Origin of the sequence: Enterococcus villorum, from assembly GCF_007990225.1 — a bacterium.
GTDB classification, from domain to species: Bacteria; Bacillota; Bacilli; order Lactobacillales; family Enterococcaceae; genus Enterococcus_B; species Enterococcus_B villorum.
This window is the reverse complement of sequence record NZ_BJWF01000006.1, coordinates 35,629-49,868: the sequence shown is the minus strand read 5'-3', so window position 1 is coordinate 49,868 and position 14,240 is coordinate 35,629. Positions and strand designations below refer to the sequence as shown.

At 36.1% G+C, this 14,240-nt stretch carries 14 protein-coding genes and 1 riboswitch; of the genes, 1 reads left to right on the top strand and 13 read right to left on the bottom strand.

The genetic code is table 11. The features are described from left to right. Window positions 1–2: 2 nt before the first annotated feature. From priA to EVI01_RS04165, 7 genes are all read right to left on the bottom strand, one after another. Window positions 3–2,411, bottom strand: a complete 2,409-nt coding sequence (priA, locus tag EVI01_RS04195; RefSeq protein WP_010750160.1) for a primosomal protein N' — start codon at window positions 2,409–2,411, stop codon at window positions 3–5. 257 nt (window positions 2,412–2,668) lie between these two features. Next, complete coding sequence (rpoZ, locus tag EVI01_RS04190; RefSeq protein ID WP_010750159.1) at window positions 2,669–2,974, bottom strand: DNA-directed RNA polymerase subunit omega; 306 nt, start codon at window positions 2,972–2,974, stop codon at window positions 2,669–2,671. Window positions 2,975–2,978: 4 nt separating this feature from the next. Further along, window positions 2,979–3,593: a guanylate kinase gene (gmk, locus tag EVI01_RS04185; RefSeq protein ID WP_010750158.1), complete on the bottom strand. Its 615-nt coding sequence runs from the start codon at window positions 3,591–3,593 to the stop codon at window positions 2,979–2,981. Window positions 3,594–3,858: 265 nt separating this feature from the next. Then, a complete protein-coding gene (locus EVI01_RS04180) occupies window positions 3,859–4,143 on the bottom strand; it encodes a hypothetical protein (RefSeq protein WP_010750157.1) in 285 nt (94 codons plus the stop codon). A 16-nt stretch (window positions 4,144–4,159) separates the two neighbouring features. Beyond that, window positions 4,160–5,050, bottom strand: coding sequence for a YicC/YloC family endoribonuclease (locus tag EVI01_RS04175; RefSeq protein ID WP_010750156.1), 891 nt, complete (start codon window positions 5,048–5,050; stop codon window positions 4,160–4,162). A gap of 18 nt (window positions 5,051–5,068) precedes the next feature. Beyond that, window positions 5,069–5,287 (bottom strand): YdbC family protein, encoded by a 219-nt coding sequence (locus EVI01_RS04170; protein ID WP_010750155.1) that lies wholly within the window; start codon window positions 5,285–5,287, stop codon window positions 5,069–5,071. Then, the gene (locus tag EVI01_RS04165; protein ID WP_010750154.1) at window positions 5,257–6,975 is read right to left on the bottom strand and encodes a patatin-like phospholipase family protein; all 1,719 of its coding nucleotides are present in this window, start codon (window positions 6,973–6,975) and stop codon (window positions 5,257–5,259) included. The genes EVI01_RS04170 and EVI01_RS04165 overlap by 31 nt, the downstream gene beginning before the upstream one ends. A gap of 279 nt (window positions 6,976–7,254) precedes the next feature. Between EVI01_RS04165 and EVI01_RS04160 the strand changes: the two genes are divergently transcribed. Further along, window positions 7,255–8,031, top strand: coding sequence for a hypothetical protein (locus EVI01_RS04160; protein ID WP_010750153.1), 777 nt, complete (start codon window positions 7,255–7,257; stop codon window positions 8,029–8,031). Window positions 8,032–8,177: 146 nt separating this feature from the next. On the opposite strand, the gene thiT is transcribed toward EVI01_RS04160, so the two are convergent. From thiT to EVI01_RS04130, 6 genes are all read right to left on the bottom strand, one after another. Beyond that, window positions 8,178–8,738 carry an energy-coupled thiamine transporter ThiT gene (gene thiT, locus EVI01_RS04155; RefSeq protein WP_010750152.1) on the bottom strand — a complete coding sequence of 187 codons (561 nt, stop codon included), beginning with the start codon at window positions 8,736–8,738 and terminating at the stop codon, window positions 8,178–8,180. A gap of 89 nt (window positions 8,739–8,827) precedes the next feature. Beyond that, window positions 8,828–8,930, bottom strand: a riboswitch (TPP riboswitch). A 19-nt stretch (window positions 8,931–8,949) separates the two neighbouring features. Then, window positions 8,950–9,918, bottom strand: coding sequence for a ribose-phosphate diphosphokinase (locus EVI01_RS04150; RefSeq protein WP_010750151.1), 969 nt, complete (start codon window positions 9,916–9,918; stop codon window positions 8,950–8,952). Window positions 9,919–10,011: 93 nt separating this feature from the next. Next, window positions 10,012–11,385 carry a bifunctional UDP-N-acetylglucosamine diphosphorylase/glucosamine-1-phosphate N-acetyltransferase GlmU gene (gene glmU / locus EVI01_RS04145; protein ID WP_010750150.1) on the bottom strand — a complete coding sequence of 458 codons (1,374 nt, stop codon included), beginning with the start codon at window positions 11,383–11,385 and terminating at the stop codon, window positions 10,012–10,014. Between the two features lie 390 nt (window positions 11,386–11,775). Further along, window positions 11,776–12,597, bottom strand: a complete 822-nt coding sequence (gene purR / locus EVI01_RS04140; protein ID WP_010750149.1) for a pur operon repressor — start codon at window positions 12,595–12,597, stop codon at window positions 11,776–11,778. Between the two features lie 165 nt (window positions 12,598–12,762). Next, window positions 12,763–13,587, bottom strand: a complete 825-nt coding sequence (locus EVI01_RS04135; protein WP_010750148.1) for a metal ABC transporter permease — start codon at window positions 13,585–13,587, stop codon at window positions 12,763–12,765. Beyond that, window positions 13,560–14,240 (bottom strand): metal ABC transporter ATP-binding protein, encoded by a 681-nt coding sequence (locus EVI01_RS04130; RefSeq protein ID WP_010750147.1) that lies wholly within the window; start codon window positions 14,238–14,240, stop codon window positions 13,560–13,562. The genes EVI01_RS04135 and EVI01_RS04130 overlap by 28 nt, the downstream gene beginning before the upstream one ends.

Below are 14,240 nucleotides of genomic sequence, written 5' to 3'. Positions count from 1 at the left end.
TCTTAAATAAAGTTTAAAGGTTCATTATCGATGGCCACAAATAATCCTTGTCGCTGATCTTTTTGGCTTTGATCTAAAATATTTTTTAAGATATGGGCTAAATCAGGTTCTTGTTTATACTTAATAATCAGTTGATAATGGTAGCGATTTTTAATACGGTTCACTGTACTAGGTGTTGGCCCTAACAATAGACTTTGCGCTCCCAGCACTTCTTTTAACTGCTGGGAAATTTCAAAGATTTTCTTTGCTGCAACTTGCTCTTCTTGATGGCTCGTTGTGATCTTTACGGTAAAATAATAAGGAGGATAGCCACTACGATGACGAACAGCCATTTCTTGTTGATAAAAACGTTCATAATTTTGTTCTTTAGCCAATTCAATCGCATAATGTTGTGGATTAAATGTTTGAATAATCACTTCTCCTGCTTTTTCGGCACGTCCAGCACGACCAGAGACCTGCGTGAGCAATTGAAACGTATGTTCACTGGATCGAAAATCGGGAAGATTAAGCGAAGTATCAGCATTAAGAACACCGACCAAAGTAACATCTGGAAAATCCAATCCTTTTGCGATCATTTGAGTTCCCAATAAGATATCTGCCTTTTTTTTCCCAAATTGTTGTAAGATACGTTCATGAGCGCCTTTTTTTCTTGTTGTATCAACATCCATACGTAAAATACGAGCTTCTGGATAAAAGTCTTTTAATTCTTCTTCTACTTTTTGTGTCCCCGTACCATAATAACGGATTTTATTGCCTCCACAATTTGGACAACGATAAGGAATTGCTTCTTCATGCCCACAATAATGACAACGCATGGAACGCGTATCCATATGAAGAGTCAAAGAAATATCACAGTTTGGACAAGGTAGGACAAAGCCACAATCTCGACACATCACAAAAGAAGAATAACCACGACGGTTTAGTAGCAATACCGTTTGTTCTTTTTTTATTAAACGATCTTGTATTTTTTCTTGCAATTGTTTTGAAAAAGTAGAAGTATTTTGTTGTTGCAATTCCTGCCGCATATCTACGATTTCAATTGCCGGAAGTTGCGCAGAAAACTTTGCTCGTTGATTCAAACGCAATAACTCATAAACGCCTTTTTGTGCCCGGGCTCGTGATTCAAGTGATGGCGTGGCACTTCCTAATACTACTGGACAATGATGATATTGCCCTCTCCAAATAGCTAAGTCTCTTGCGTGGTAACGTGGGGTTTCATCTTGCTTGTAACTTGATTCATGCTCTTCATCAATGATGATTAACCCTATATTCGTCAACGGTGCGAAAATCGCAGAACGCGCACCAACAACAACTTGTGCTTCCTCTCTTTCGATTTTACGCCACTCATCGTATTTTTCTCCTTGAGAAAGCCCGCTATGTAAAACAGCAACAGCTTCTCCAAATCGACCTTTAAAACGTTCAACCATTTGCGGTGTTAAAGCAATTTCTGGAACTAGCATAATCGCTGTTTTATTTTGAGATAATACTTCAGCAATTGCTTGAAGATAAACTTCTGTTTTTCCGCTTCCTGTAATTCCTTCTAATAAAAAAGTTTGACTCGCTTTTTCTTGTCCAGCTTTAATGATCCGCGTCACTGCATATTCTTGTTCTTCGTTTAATTTGAATGCCTTAGTTTGTTCAAAAATTCGATTTTCATAAGGATCACGATACCGTTCTACCTCTACAAAGGACAGCCATCCTTTTTCTTTTCCTTGATTTAAAGTGGCTAAACTGATTCCTCTTTCTTTGTAGTAAGAAACTGGTTCAGCTTTTTTTTGCTCAGCTAAACATAAAAGTAATTCTTTTTGTTTTTTTGCATTTTGCCTTAATTTATTCCATTCTTCCTCAATTTGGACTTTATTTAAATTCTTTTGAACTAATCTTATTGTTTTAACTTTATTTTTCGTGCGGACTTCGTATCTGATATCTACTAACTTTTCTTGTCGCCAACGAATCAATTGAGATAAAACGCCTTCTTCTTGTGCTTCTTTCCAAGAAATTTCTTTTCGACCTTTAAAAAGATTGGTTATTGCTACAGTATCGGTCAATGGATAAATTTGCTTGTCATATGCAGCTTTCATGACACTTGGGAGCATTGTTTGTAGACAAGTAATCTTAAACGCATAAGTGATTTGTTTCATATAATCAGCTAGGCGAAGTAATTCTTGATTAACAACAGGCGCTAAATCCAATAGTTGAATAATTGATTTTAATTCGTTCAAGGTATTTCTATCTGTTTCTCGTAAATTTATGATAAAGCCTTGGACATGACGGTTACCATTACCAAAAGGAACTTCAACTCGCATTCCAATTTGTATCGCTGTTTCCAATTCAGAAGGAACCAGATAAGTGAAAGGTTGATCGGTTTGCATAGTGGGTACATCTACGATTACATCAGCAATTACTGACATGGCTTCCTTCCTCCTTTATTTTTTCTAAATAAATAGACAAAGTCATTTTTGCTTATTTTACTAGAGATTTCTTTGTTTGTCTTATTCTCTGATGAATTCTAACAAAAAATTAACGGCACAAAAGTCACGTAGAAAAATCTCTTTATTTCCGATAGGCATAAATCCAGAAACTTTTCGAAAAATAAGCCGAAATTTCACAAAAATTTGCGGATACAAATTTCGGAAATTTCGGCTTATCCAAAGAATCTGACAAATGTTTATTGATTTTGTTCTTCACGGATACGTAACTCTAATTCTTGTTGTTCACGGTCTTTTTTTGCTTTACGTTCTTCCTCTTCCATTCTTAAGCGTTCCCGTTTTAATTCAGGATGTGGATCGTTGATCACATTTCCTGCTTCAATTTCTTCTAGTGCTTGCCCCACACTTTTTACTGATTCAAATGAATCCAATGTTGGTTGTGCCTTAGCATCTAATTCATGCGCTCGTTTGCTTGCTAAAATAACTAGAGAATACTTTGAATTTACTCGATCTAATAATGAGTCGATTGAAGGTTTTAACATCATAAGACTACATCTCCTTTAACATTTTTATATATTTGCCGATTACACGGTCCACACGAAAGTGTTCACTCGCAATAATATTTTTAATCCGTTCTACTGCTAGTGGCACTTCGTCATTTACTACAGCATAGTCGTAAAGAGCCATCATTTCAATTTCTTCTTTTGCAACACTCATTCGTTTTTCGATTACTTCATCTGCATCTGTCCCACGTCCGACAATTCGTGATTTTAACTCTGCTAAATCGGGGGGAGTTAGAAAGATAAAGACGCCATCTGGTACTTTTTCTTTTACTTGTTGGGCACCTTGGACTTCGATTTCTAAAAACACATCTTTTCCTTCGTCCAACGTTTTATTGACATAAGACAATGGCGTTCCATAATAATTCCCCACATATTCTGCATATTCTAGCATTTCGCCCGCTTCGATCATTGCTTCAAATTCTTCTTTGCTTCTAAAGTAGTAATCGACTCCTTCAACTTCTCCTTCACGCATCTTACGTGTAGTCATTGAAATCGAATATTGGAAATCATTATCCTCACTCTCAAAAATTGCTTTTCGCACTGTGCCTTTTCCTACACCTGATGGTCCAGACAACACGATTAATAATCCACGCTCTGACATGACGACGTCCTTTCAACTAGTCTTTTTATACTAACGTTTATTTTGCACTTTTTTTCGACAACTTTCAAGGGCATCTTTCATTATAGCAAAAAAAATGCCTACTTGCTTGAGAATCCTTTGTTGTTTATTTTATTTCTCATCTCTTTTCTCAACTATTTTTTGACAATTATTATAATTAGTATCATATACAAAAAGAAAGCAGCAAAAAAATTTTGCCGCTCTCTTTACCGTTACTTTATTTAAATTTATTTTTTGTATCTTTTTGCTAAAACCCCATGTTTGATAAGGTATTTACTACACCCATAATTTCGTCTTTTCGAGATTGTGCTTTTTCGGCAGGATCTGTTACTTCTTGTGCATCAATTCTTACGATAAACTGGCGATTCATCACAACATACGTTCCATCATTTACTAAAAGTTGGATCTCTTTATCATTAATCATCACACAAGCATCTTGCCACGCTTCAAACCCTTCTTTTTCTGACGGGATGTTTCTTTTGATGACCGTTTTACCGCTTAGTTCATGAAAAGTAATATCATAATATTTCATTTTTTTCGACTCCTTGCTATTCAATATTTTGGATTTGTTCGCGAATTTTTTCTAAAATTGTTTTTAATTGGATGACTTGATTTTTAATTTCAATTGCACTTGACTTGGAACCAATCGTGTTGATTTCTCGATTCATTTCTTGAATCAAAAAGTCAAGTTCTCTACCCACTGGCTGTTTCGCTAAGAGCAGTTCATCAAGTTGTTGAGTATGAATGACTAAGCGGTCTAGTTCTTCATGAATATCTCCTCGTTCTAATAAGATAGCTAATTCTGTTAGGAGCCTTTGTTGATCAACGGAAGTTCCTAGAAAATCTTCTAATTTCTTTCGATATTTCTCTTGATATTCTTGTTCATACAAATCAACAAACTGTTGTAATTGTGCCAACACTTCTTTCAATTCATTGCTTTTTTTCTTGAGAATAGAAGCTAATGCAGTCCCTTCTTTTTGACGACTGTTTTCAATTTCTGCAAGTGCCTCATGAACTGTATAAAGGACGAGTTCAGCCAATTCGTTCGTATCATTGTCTACTTTTTCTTCAATGATAACAAAAGATTCATTCGTCGTTAATAATTCATACAGTCGGCCAATATCTAATTGTGTGTCTTTTCCGTAACATTGTGCGATTCCTTCGGTTAGTTCGCAAACCAATTTATCAATCAACGGCCAATCAATAAAAAGTTGCTTATGATTTTTTCCTATCTGCGTGAGATTGATAAAAACCTCTATTCGACCACGACTTAAATGTTGTTTGATGAACTGGCGGATTTCATTTTCAAGAAAATTTAATACTTTGGGGCTACGTATCTGTACATCTAAAAAGCGTTGATTGACGCTTTTAATCTCAACTTCCAATTGGTATTCCTGCGTTTCGCGGGTGGCTTTGCCAAAACCAGTCATACTTTTCATTCAACAGGGTCCTTTCTGTTACATATTTTCGATTGCTTTTTGTAACGCTTCAAATTCTTCATTCGTAAGCGTCAATCCTTTGCCCATTTTTTCATGGTCAGGCGCCCAATCACGCAGATCAAATTTAGGTGGACGTCCGTTCCAACTAACTAAATTTAATTCTTTTTTCCAACCTTTGTTGTTTTCGGATAAAACAGCAATCTCTTCTATGATTTCATATGAAAATTCTTGTGCCATATTTGTTCCTCCTTTAGATAATATAAATATAGGTTTAATAACGACTCAAACGGCTGCGTGCGAATTTGTGCTTGTAATTTTTCTTGTTTACTTTGTTTGATTAAAGAAACAATTTCTATAAATTTTTTCTGGTCATTTTTTTGTTTTTTTCGATATTTTTGTAGTCTTCGCCATTCGTCATTATTTAATTGCCCAATTTCTCGGATGCTTTCATTCGTTTCTATCCACATTTTACTTTTACAGATTTTTTCAATCATTTCATGGACATGATAGACTTTATTCGGTAAAACCAACTTTCGTTTTGCTAATAATTCTAGCATTGCCACCCCACATGTTTCAATTACCACCCTGTCTTTATATATATTACGCAAGGATTGCAAAAATTTCAGATCATAAATAAAAGATAAATCTAAACGAAGTTCGTTTAATAGATACTTCAAGAATTTTCGCCAATAAATTGTCGCATCCTTCGTGGAATAAAATGTATACCAATGCCCCTCGTAGTCACCTAAGCTTTTTTTGGCTTCTAAATATCCTAATTGAATGTTAAATTGATTCCGCTGACAATCAAAAATCAAAAAACTACCTAGCGACCAAGCAGATTGGCAAGACCACTGAACAACTTCTTCTGGTAAAGTCATTCGCTTATTTATTCCCGGGCCGTACACATCTACGACGAAACACTCGGTTGCTCCTTCTTGAATCGCTACATCCACAGGCAAGTTGTTACGATAACCACCGTCAATGTACTTTGTCCCTTTAATTTGTCGATAGGCCATGGCTGGATAAAAAGAAGCAGAAGCAAGAATCCAATCAGCTATTTCATCTGCTGGTAGTTGTTGAATGGGCGTAACAATTTCCGTAAAATCTGGAAGCCGTGTTGAAATTGTAAATAAGCGCGGATGTTTCACCTTTAGAACTTTATGGGGATCCAACTTTCTTTTGAGTAATTTTTCTAAAGGTGCAATTGATGCGCCACCTTCAGTAATGGCTGATCTTGTCATTAAACGTGTTTCTTGGATAAATCGTTTTCTAAGGTCTTCTGATAAGTCAACTTCTGAAAGCTGTAATACTTGGTTTGTTGATAATGTTTGCCATAAAGAAATAGCTTGAGGCAAATCGTCTTGTAAAATCAATGCCCCATTTAAAGCCCCAACTGAGGTTCCAGTGAGTATGTCAAAACAAATACTTTTTTCTTTTAATGCTTTCCAAACACCAATTTGATAAGCGCCATGTGCGCCACCACCACCTAAAACTAACGCCATATGATATGCCACTTTTTTTTGCCACCCATGTTGGATCCTTAAAGTGTTGTCTTGCATATATCCATAACGAGACAAAAGAGAGATCCACTGCATATGTAGCGAATCACTAAATTGAAGAAAACAAATTTTTTTAAAGAAAAAACGAGCACACCACTCTATGTCCTTAAAAAATGAAGTCCAACTGGGCAACTTGCCCTTTACTAGTAGATTTTTGATAACCAATTGTTCTTTTGTACGTTCAGCTACAATATACATCGTTCGTTTTTTGTTCACGATTTGCCAAGCTTCATTTTTCTTCACCGATTGCCAAAATTCTCCCCGGCTTTTTTGATGAGACGAGTAAAACGGTAAAATTTGTTTAGACTCTCGAAGGGCACGGTGATGTATAGCTTTTTCTGAGCCGTATACCTGTTGAATATACATTGCTTTCTCCTTTTTATTATAACAAGTACTTACCCAAATGTAATAGAACTAAGCTTTCATTTAAAGTATACTATGTTTTATTGGGAACTAAAACGAATTTATCATCTGGTTTAGCTAATAGGATGGGAGCGAGCAATGCCCCTTAAACACAAAGATTAACTATTCATCTATTTCTCAGTAAAGCCGTGTTTTTGTAATGGAATTTTAAAATAAAAGAAACAAGCTTTTTTGTAATAAATGTTGTAAAATGAAAGTGATAAAAACAAAAGGAGGAGCATGATGGCTGAGTCAGTTTATGTACATATTGATACTACAAGTAATGCAGTTGTGACCAAGGGACTGACTATTAGTGATTTTTCTAACAGCATCGTGCATTTCCCACAAAATTTGTTGTTACTAGATCCTTCAGCAAGTGCTGGAGATTATGAATCACACACCGGTTTAAAAGTCATTCGTGGGACAGAAAACATCCAACGCTTTTTTTCTTCTGCACGCAATAAAAGTCAAGTTGGTGATTTAAAATGGATTGACTTTAATGATTTAACAATGCTAAAAGAATTAACGCCTTTGGAAATTTCTGAATTGCTTTATTTTGGTCACATGAAAACTCATCTTCATTCGCCATTTTTCTATAAATTACAAAATAATTTTGTTTATTTTGACCTTAATGACCAACTAGAACGTATCTATTATCGTTATTTAGATGAATTTTATCGCATCTTTGCTAATAAACTAAGTGCAATTTTGTCAAAAAAAGTTAACGAAAAAAAATCATTTTTTAAACGAGACATTCCTGTCGAAAAAATCAGTGTGGAATTACTGAAAAATATGCGTAACTTAATGCAAGAAGGAATTATTTTTTCTTTTGAACAAGGTGGTTTGATTGATAACGACTACCACATTCCTATCTATGTCATCGAAGATTATATTTGGAAGCTAAAGGGAACAAGATATCTGGAAGAAGAAGCAATTGGTACGTTAGTTTATCATTCTGCTGAGAGAACTTGGGAACTCTTAGGTGAAGCTGCTGACGTCAATTACAACCCCTTAGGATAATAAAGAACAAACCAAACTTTTTGAAGTGAGGTCCAATAGTTTAACCAAAAATGTTGGAACCTCCAAATGTAGTGCACTCCATAACTTGGACAAATATCCAAGTTATGGAGTGCACTACATTTATGGTCTAACTTAGGGAGCTTTCTTTATTTCTTTCCTGTGAATAATGATGGAATCGTACGTTTAATACCAAGTAAAACGATTAAGGTTACGATTCCTGTAGCCAGTCCACTTGCACCATTCATGACTAAAGAAAATAGCCAAGGATTCATTCCCCATAAAGCATAGCTCCCCCAAAAAACAACACCTGCCACAAAATGCCAAAAGTACCTTGCCCCTACGCCAACAAAAGTCCCCCATACAATATTTGCTGTTACGCCTTTCTTATTTCCATTTTTTAAGCTCTGTTGTAATCTACTAGAAAATAATCCAGCAAAACCAGCAAACGTAAAAGCGATCGGGTATTCAATCAATACTTGGATCACACTAAGGTAATAAACTTGCCCAGTAGGAAAATGTAGAATCCCCCATATAAATCCTGCGAATATCCCTGCTTTCCAACCTCTTCTAAGTGCAAATAACGTCAATGGAATTTGACCAAGTGAAATAGAAAAGCTACTACCTATTTGAAGAGGAATGAATGATAACACCAATGCTAATGCTGCTACAATTGTTCCTTCGATCCATACCTTATATTTTTTTTCCATAAAAAAACTTCCTCCTTTAATTTAAAATCACAAAGGAGGAAGTAAAGTTGTTCCAATTACTTCTAAAAATAGAGGCTAATCAATTAGCCACTATTGATCGTCACAATTCCTACGCTCGCATAACCGATACAGGTACGAAGGGTTTAGAAAAAATTCAATCTCAGCCTAAATCAGGCTCCCCTTTGTGATAGTATTTAATTTTTATTTCCTTTTATTTTTTTGTTTCAAATAAAGGGCTAACTGGTTTATTTTCGTGGATACGTTTGATGGCATCTCCCATCAAACCACCGACACTTACTTCATCAATTTTATCAATTTTACGATCATCTGGAAGATAGATAGAATCTGTTACAACTAAACGTTCAATTGCAGAATCTTCAATACGTTGTAAAGCTGGACCTGATAATACTGGATGTGTACATGAAGCATAGACACTTACTGCTCCTGCTTCTTTCAATGCATTTGCAGCTAGCGTGATCGTCCCAGCTGTATCAATCATATCATCAATCAAGACGCAGGTTTTTCCTTCTACTTGCCCTATGATATTCATTACTTCTGCTACATTCGCTTTTGGACGTCGTTTGTCAATGATCGCAATCGGCGCTTTTAAAAACTCAGCTAATTTACGTGCACGTGTTACACCACCATGGTCAGGTGAAACAACAACCACGTCGTCCCCTTTAATCCCTTTTTCTAAGAAGTAATTTGCAATTAATGGTGCACCCATCAAGTGATCCACAGGAATATCAAAGAACCCTTGAATTTGGACAGCATGCAGATCAAGTGTCAACATTCTGGTTGCTCCCGCTTTTTGGATCATATTCGCAACTAATTTTGCAGTGATCGGCTCTCTTGCGCGAGCTTTACGATCTTGACGCGCATAACCGTAGTAAGGCATAACCACATTGATTGTTTTTGCACTGGCGCGTTTTAAAGCATCAATCATGATCAACAATTCCATTAAATTATCATTGACAGGGCTACTCGTTGATTGAATAACATACACATGTGAACCACGAATACTTTCTTCAATATTGACTTGGATTTCTCCATCACTAAATTGAGTAACCGATGATTTACCCAATTCGACACCCACAGCTGCAGCAATTTTTTCTGCTAACGGACGGTTTGAATTTAACGCAAAAATTTTTAATCTTGGGTCAAAGTAATGTTTTGACATGGGGACCTCCACTTTCTTTTTCACAACTCTAGAATTCTACCAATTAAATACTAGTCATATTTTCTAAATAAATCAAGGCTTTTTGTAAAAGTCTTAGTTTAGATAAGGGAGTTTTTTAGCGTATTCTTCTTTATTTACTTGTCTAGCACGTGCAATAGCCATTGCATATTCAGGAATATCGTCAGTAATTGTCGATCCCGCAGCAATAGAAGTATGCTTAGCCACTTCAACTGGAGCAATGATATTGGCATTTGAGCCAATAAAGCTATGGTCACCAATGGTTGTTCGATGTTTGCTTTTTCCATCATAATTGACGAACACAACACCACAACCTACATTGATCTCTTCACCTAAAGTCGCATCACCAACATACGTTAAATGCCCAACTTTAGTATTTTTACCAATTTCGGCATTTTTTACTTCAACAAAATTCCCAATATGCACTCCTTCACCGATTTCAGCATTTGGACGTAGATGAGCAAATGGTCCTACATCAGCATGGCTTTTCACATGACTATTTTCTATTACAGAATTTTCAATAACCACATGTTCTTCAATGACACTATCAACGATACGTGAATGTGCACCAATGACACAATCTGAGCCAATTACTGTGTTTCCTTGTAGTTGTACTCCTGGTTCAATTACTGTGTCTGCACCAATCACGACACCATCATCAATATACGTCGTTGCTGGATCAACAAAACTTACCCCATTGACCATATGCATCTTGTTGATACGATGTCTCATGAGCTCATTAGCTTTTGCTAAAGCTATGCGATCGTTAACACCCATCGATTCGTCAAAGTCTTCTGTTTGATAAGCAGCTACCGTGTTTCCAGCCTCTTTGAGAATTTCAATGATATCTGTTAAGTAATATTCCCCTTGTGCATTGTCTGTACCAATTTTATTTAAAGCTTCAAAAAGTGCTTTATTATCAAAACAATAAGTTCCTGTATTGATCTCTTGTACTAAAGCTTCTTCTGGTGACGTATCTTTTTGCTCGACGATTTTTTCAACGATTCCAACGTGATCACGAATAATTCGACCATAGCCGGTTGGATCTTCGGCTTGTGCCGTTAAAATCGTAGCACTAGCATTTTTTCCTTGATGATATTCAAACAGATTATTTAATGTTTCAGTCGTTAGTAAAGGAGTGTCTCCACTAATCACAAGCGTTGTTCCTTCTTTGCCTTCTAAAAAAGAAGCGGCTTGTAAAACCGCATGACCAGTTCCCAATTGCTCAGCTTGCAAAGCATATTCGCTACGTTCTCCTAACTGCGCCTTTACTTGTTCTGCGCCATGTCCTACGATCGTAATAATTTGATCTGGATTTGTTTCACTTACACGATTGATAATATGTTCAACCATTGGCTTTCCTGAAACTGGATGTAAAACTTTATATAATTTTGACTTCATACGCGTACCTTTTCCCGCTGCCAAAATAATTGCATAACGTCCGTTCAACTGAGTCACTCCTAAATATATTTGATATTTGATGGTTTTAAGTTTAGCCTACTCTTCTTATTTTTTCAACCAAGACACCTATACTCATGAACTAGACCATTTTTCTATCTGAACTTAAGAAAGTACCAAAAAAAGTGTCTGAAAAAATAAAGTTTACTTTTTGCTCATCTTCTAAACCAGAAGAAACAGTAAAAAAAGAAGTATCCTGTTCGAAAAATAAGCCAGAATTCTCAAAAATTTGAAAAAGAAATTTTCGTGAAATCTGGCTTATTGTGTCTGTGGTTACTCGCCACAGTTATTTTCTAGTTAGTACTTTGAAACAAGTGTCGCTATTGAAAAGTACCTACTTGTATACTTCAGCTTAATACTTCTGTGCTGAACACTATCTAATCATTTATCATTAAAATAATTTCCTGGTACAACTGTAATATTTTTTGTCTTTGTATCCACATCTTTTACATAAAGTAAAGAGGTATAATCATCAATCGCCCGGTGTCCATTGAATTTTGATTCTGCAAACACAGTAATCCCTACTAGCTCTGATTCAAATTCTTCGATTAAGCTCTTCATTCCATTCACTGTGCCGCCGCCTTTCATAAAATCGTCGACAACTAAAACACGTGAACCACGTTTAAGACTTCTTTTTGACAATTCCATTTTTTCAATACGTTCAGAAGAACCTGAAACGTAATTGACGCTAACGGTTGAACCTTCTGTAATTTTAGAATCGCGACGAACAATAACAAATGGCACATTTAGATAATAAGATACTGCTTGAGCAATCGGAACGCCTTTCGTTGCTACCGTCATGACTGCATCAATCTTCTCACCTAAATATTTAGAAGCAATAATTTTTCCCACTTGTCGCAACAATTCCGGTTCCCCAAGCAAATCAGATAAATAAACATATCCTCCAGGTAGTAAACGATCTTGTTCAGATAATCGCTCCGCTAACGACTCAATATATTTTTTTGCTTCTTCGTAAGAAATTTCCGGTATAAACAAAACGCCTCCAGCAGCTCCTGGAATGGTTTCTAATGTTCCGCAACCTCTTTCCTTAAATGTTTTTTTTATAATGGCTAAGTCCTCACTAATGGAAGATTTAGCAGATTCATAACGTTCGGCAAAACTTGTTAATGATATTAATTCATGAGGATGGTCTAATAAATATTGAGTCATATCAACAAGTCGTTCACTGCGACGTACTTTCACATATTTCAGCTCCTTTTAAGAAATTATATCGTTTTACATTATATAAGTTTTCACTTAAAAATTCGAGCATTTTGTAAAAAAATAAGAAAATAGTTCGGTATTTATTTTAAAAAAAGAAAAAGCAACGAAAATTTTTCGTTTTCATTGCTTTTTCTTTTTACTATTTTATCTATTTTTTCTTTTGAACGATACGGTTAGTCGTTTAATCAGATTAACCAATAAAAATAAAGCAATAAAGACTAAAGTAATTGTGGCCCCTGGTGGAGTATCTAAATAAAAGGAACTGGTTAAACCTGACAGCATTCCAATAAAGCCTACACCAATACTAATAGCAATTACTACATTGAAGCTTTTTCCTAAACGCATGCCAATAGCTGCTGGAAGGACCATGATTGCTGAGATCAACAAGGCACCTGCAATCGGAATCATTACGGCAATGGCCACGCCAGTAATCACGTTAAAGAGCATTGACATACGATGGACTGGGAGCCCATCCACATGTGCCGTATCTTCATCAAAAGTTAAAACATACATCGGTCGCTTGAATAAGAAAAACAAAATACCAATAACGATAAATAAAATACCTAAAAAAATTACTTGATCCCAAGTAATTGTCACGATTGAACCAAATAGATATGACTGGATACTTGTAGCTGAATTTCCGCCACTTAGATTCATCAAGACTAGCGCAAGTGCAAGTCCACCTGCCATTAAAATAGCAATTGAAATTTCTGAATAGGTTCGATAAATGGTGCGTAAATATTCTAAAATCACGGCTGCTAGTGCCACAATGAGCATAGTCGTCATCGTAGGATTGATATTCAAAAAGAAGCCTAAAGCAACCCCTGCTAAAGAAACATGAGAAAGTGTATCTGCCATCAAAGATTGCCTGCGAATCACCAAAAAGACACCTAACATCGGCGCAATTCCAGCAATGAAGACAGCGGCTAAAAATGCCCGTCTCATGAATTCATATGAAAGCAACGCCATGGAGAATCCTCCTTCCTGACCAAACGAATTTGTCGATCTGCATATTGTTTAATGTCTTCATGGTCATGAGTAATCATCAAAATTGCTTTCCCATGTTTATGAGCACTATGTCGGAGCAAGCGATAGAATTCATTGCGAGATTCTTCATCCATTCCTGTTGTCGGCTCATCTAATATAAATAAATCTGGATCAGTCGCAAAAATACGAGCTAGGCTAATTCGCTGTTTTTGTCCACCAGACAATTCGCCAATTCGACGGTGTCGCATTTCCCACATACCTACTGATTCTAAAGCACGTTTTACATGCTGATGGTCTTTTTCCGAAAGGCGCTTGAACCAACGCCCCCTTGGATACCGACCCGATCGAACTAACTCTAATACTGTACTAGGAAAACCTGCATTAAAAGAAGCAACTTGTTGTGGGATATAACCGATGCTTAATCTCTGTCCGTCTTGATTTTTTTTTGCAATGGTTATTGTTCCTTTTGAAGGTTTTAACAAGCCTAAAGAAGCTTTGATCAATGTTGATTTTGCTGCACCGTTTTCTCCAGTTAAAATAACAAATTCCCCTGCATCGACATGATAAGATACATCTTCTAATACAGGTTCATCGTCATAATAAAAAGTTAAATTGGCTATTTCGATATAACGCAC

Coding starts and splice junctions, on each gene's coding strand:
- EVI01_RS04180 (WP_010750157.1), bottom strand. CDS start 4,143: ATGAAATATTATGATATTACTTTTCATGAACTAAGCGGTAAAACGGTC.
- EVI01_RS04135 (WP_010750148.1), bottom strand. CDS start 13,587: ATGGCGTTGCTTTCATATGAATTCATGAGACGGGCATTTTTAGCCGCT.
- rpoZ (WP_010750159.1), bottom strand. CDS start 2,974: ATGATGTTAAAACCTTCAATCGACTCATTATTAGATCGAGTAAATTCA.
- EVI01_RS04165 (WP_010750154.1), bottom strand. CDS start 6,975: ATGTATATTCAACAGGTATACGGCTCAGAAAAAGCTATACATCACCGT.
- EVI01_RS04175 (WP_010750156.1), bottom strand. CDS start 5,050: ATGAAAAGTATGACTGGTTTTGGCAAAGCCACCCGCGAAACGCAGGAA.
- priA (WP_010750160.1), bottom strand. CDS start 2,411: ATGTCAGTAATTGCTGATGTAATCGTAGATGTACCCACTATGCAAACC.
- thiT (WP_010750152.1), bottom strand. CDS start 8,738: ATGGAAAAAAAATATAAGGTATGGATCGAAGGAACAATTGTAGCAGCA.
- EVI01_RS04170 (WP_010750155.1), bottom strand. CDS start 5,287: ATGGCACAAGAATTTTCATATGAAATCATAGAAGAGATTGCTGTTTTA.
- gmk (WP_010750158.1), bottom strand. CDS start 3,593: ATGTCAGAGCGTGGATTATTAATCGTGTTGTCTGGACCATCAGGTGTA.
- EVI01_RS04150 (WP_010750151.1), bottom strand. CDS start 9,918: ATGTCAAAACATTACTTTGACCCAAGATTAAAAATTTTTGCGTTAAAT.
- EVI01_RS04160 (WP_010750153.1), top strand. CDS start 7,255: ATGGCTGAGTCAGTTTATGTACATATTGATACTACAAGTAATGCAGTT.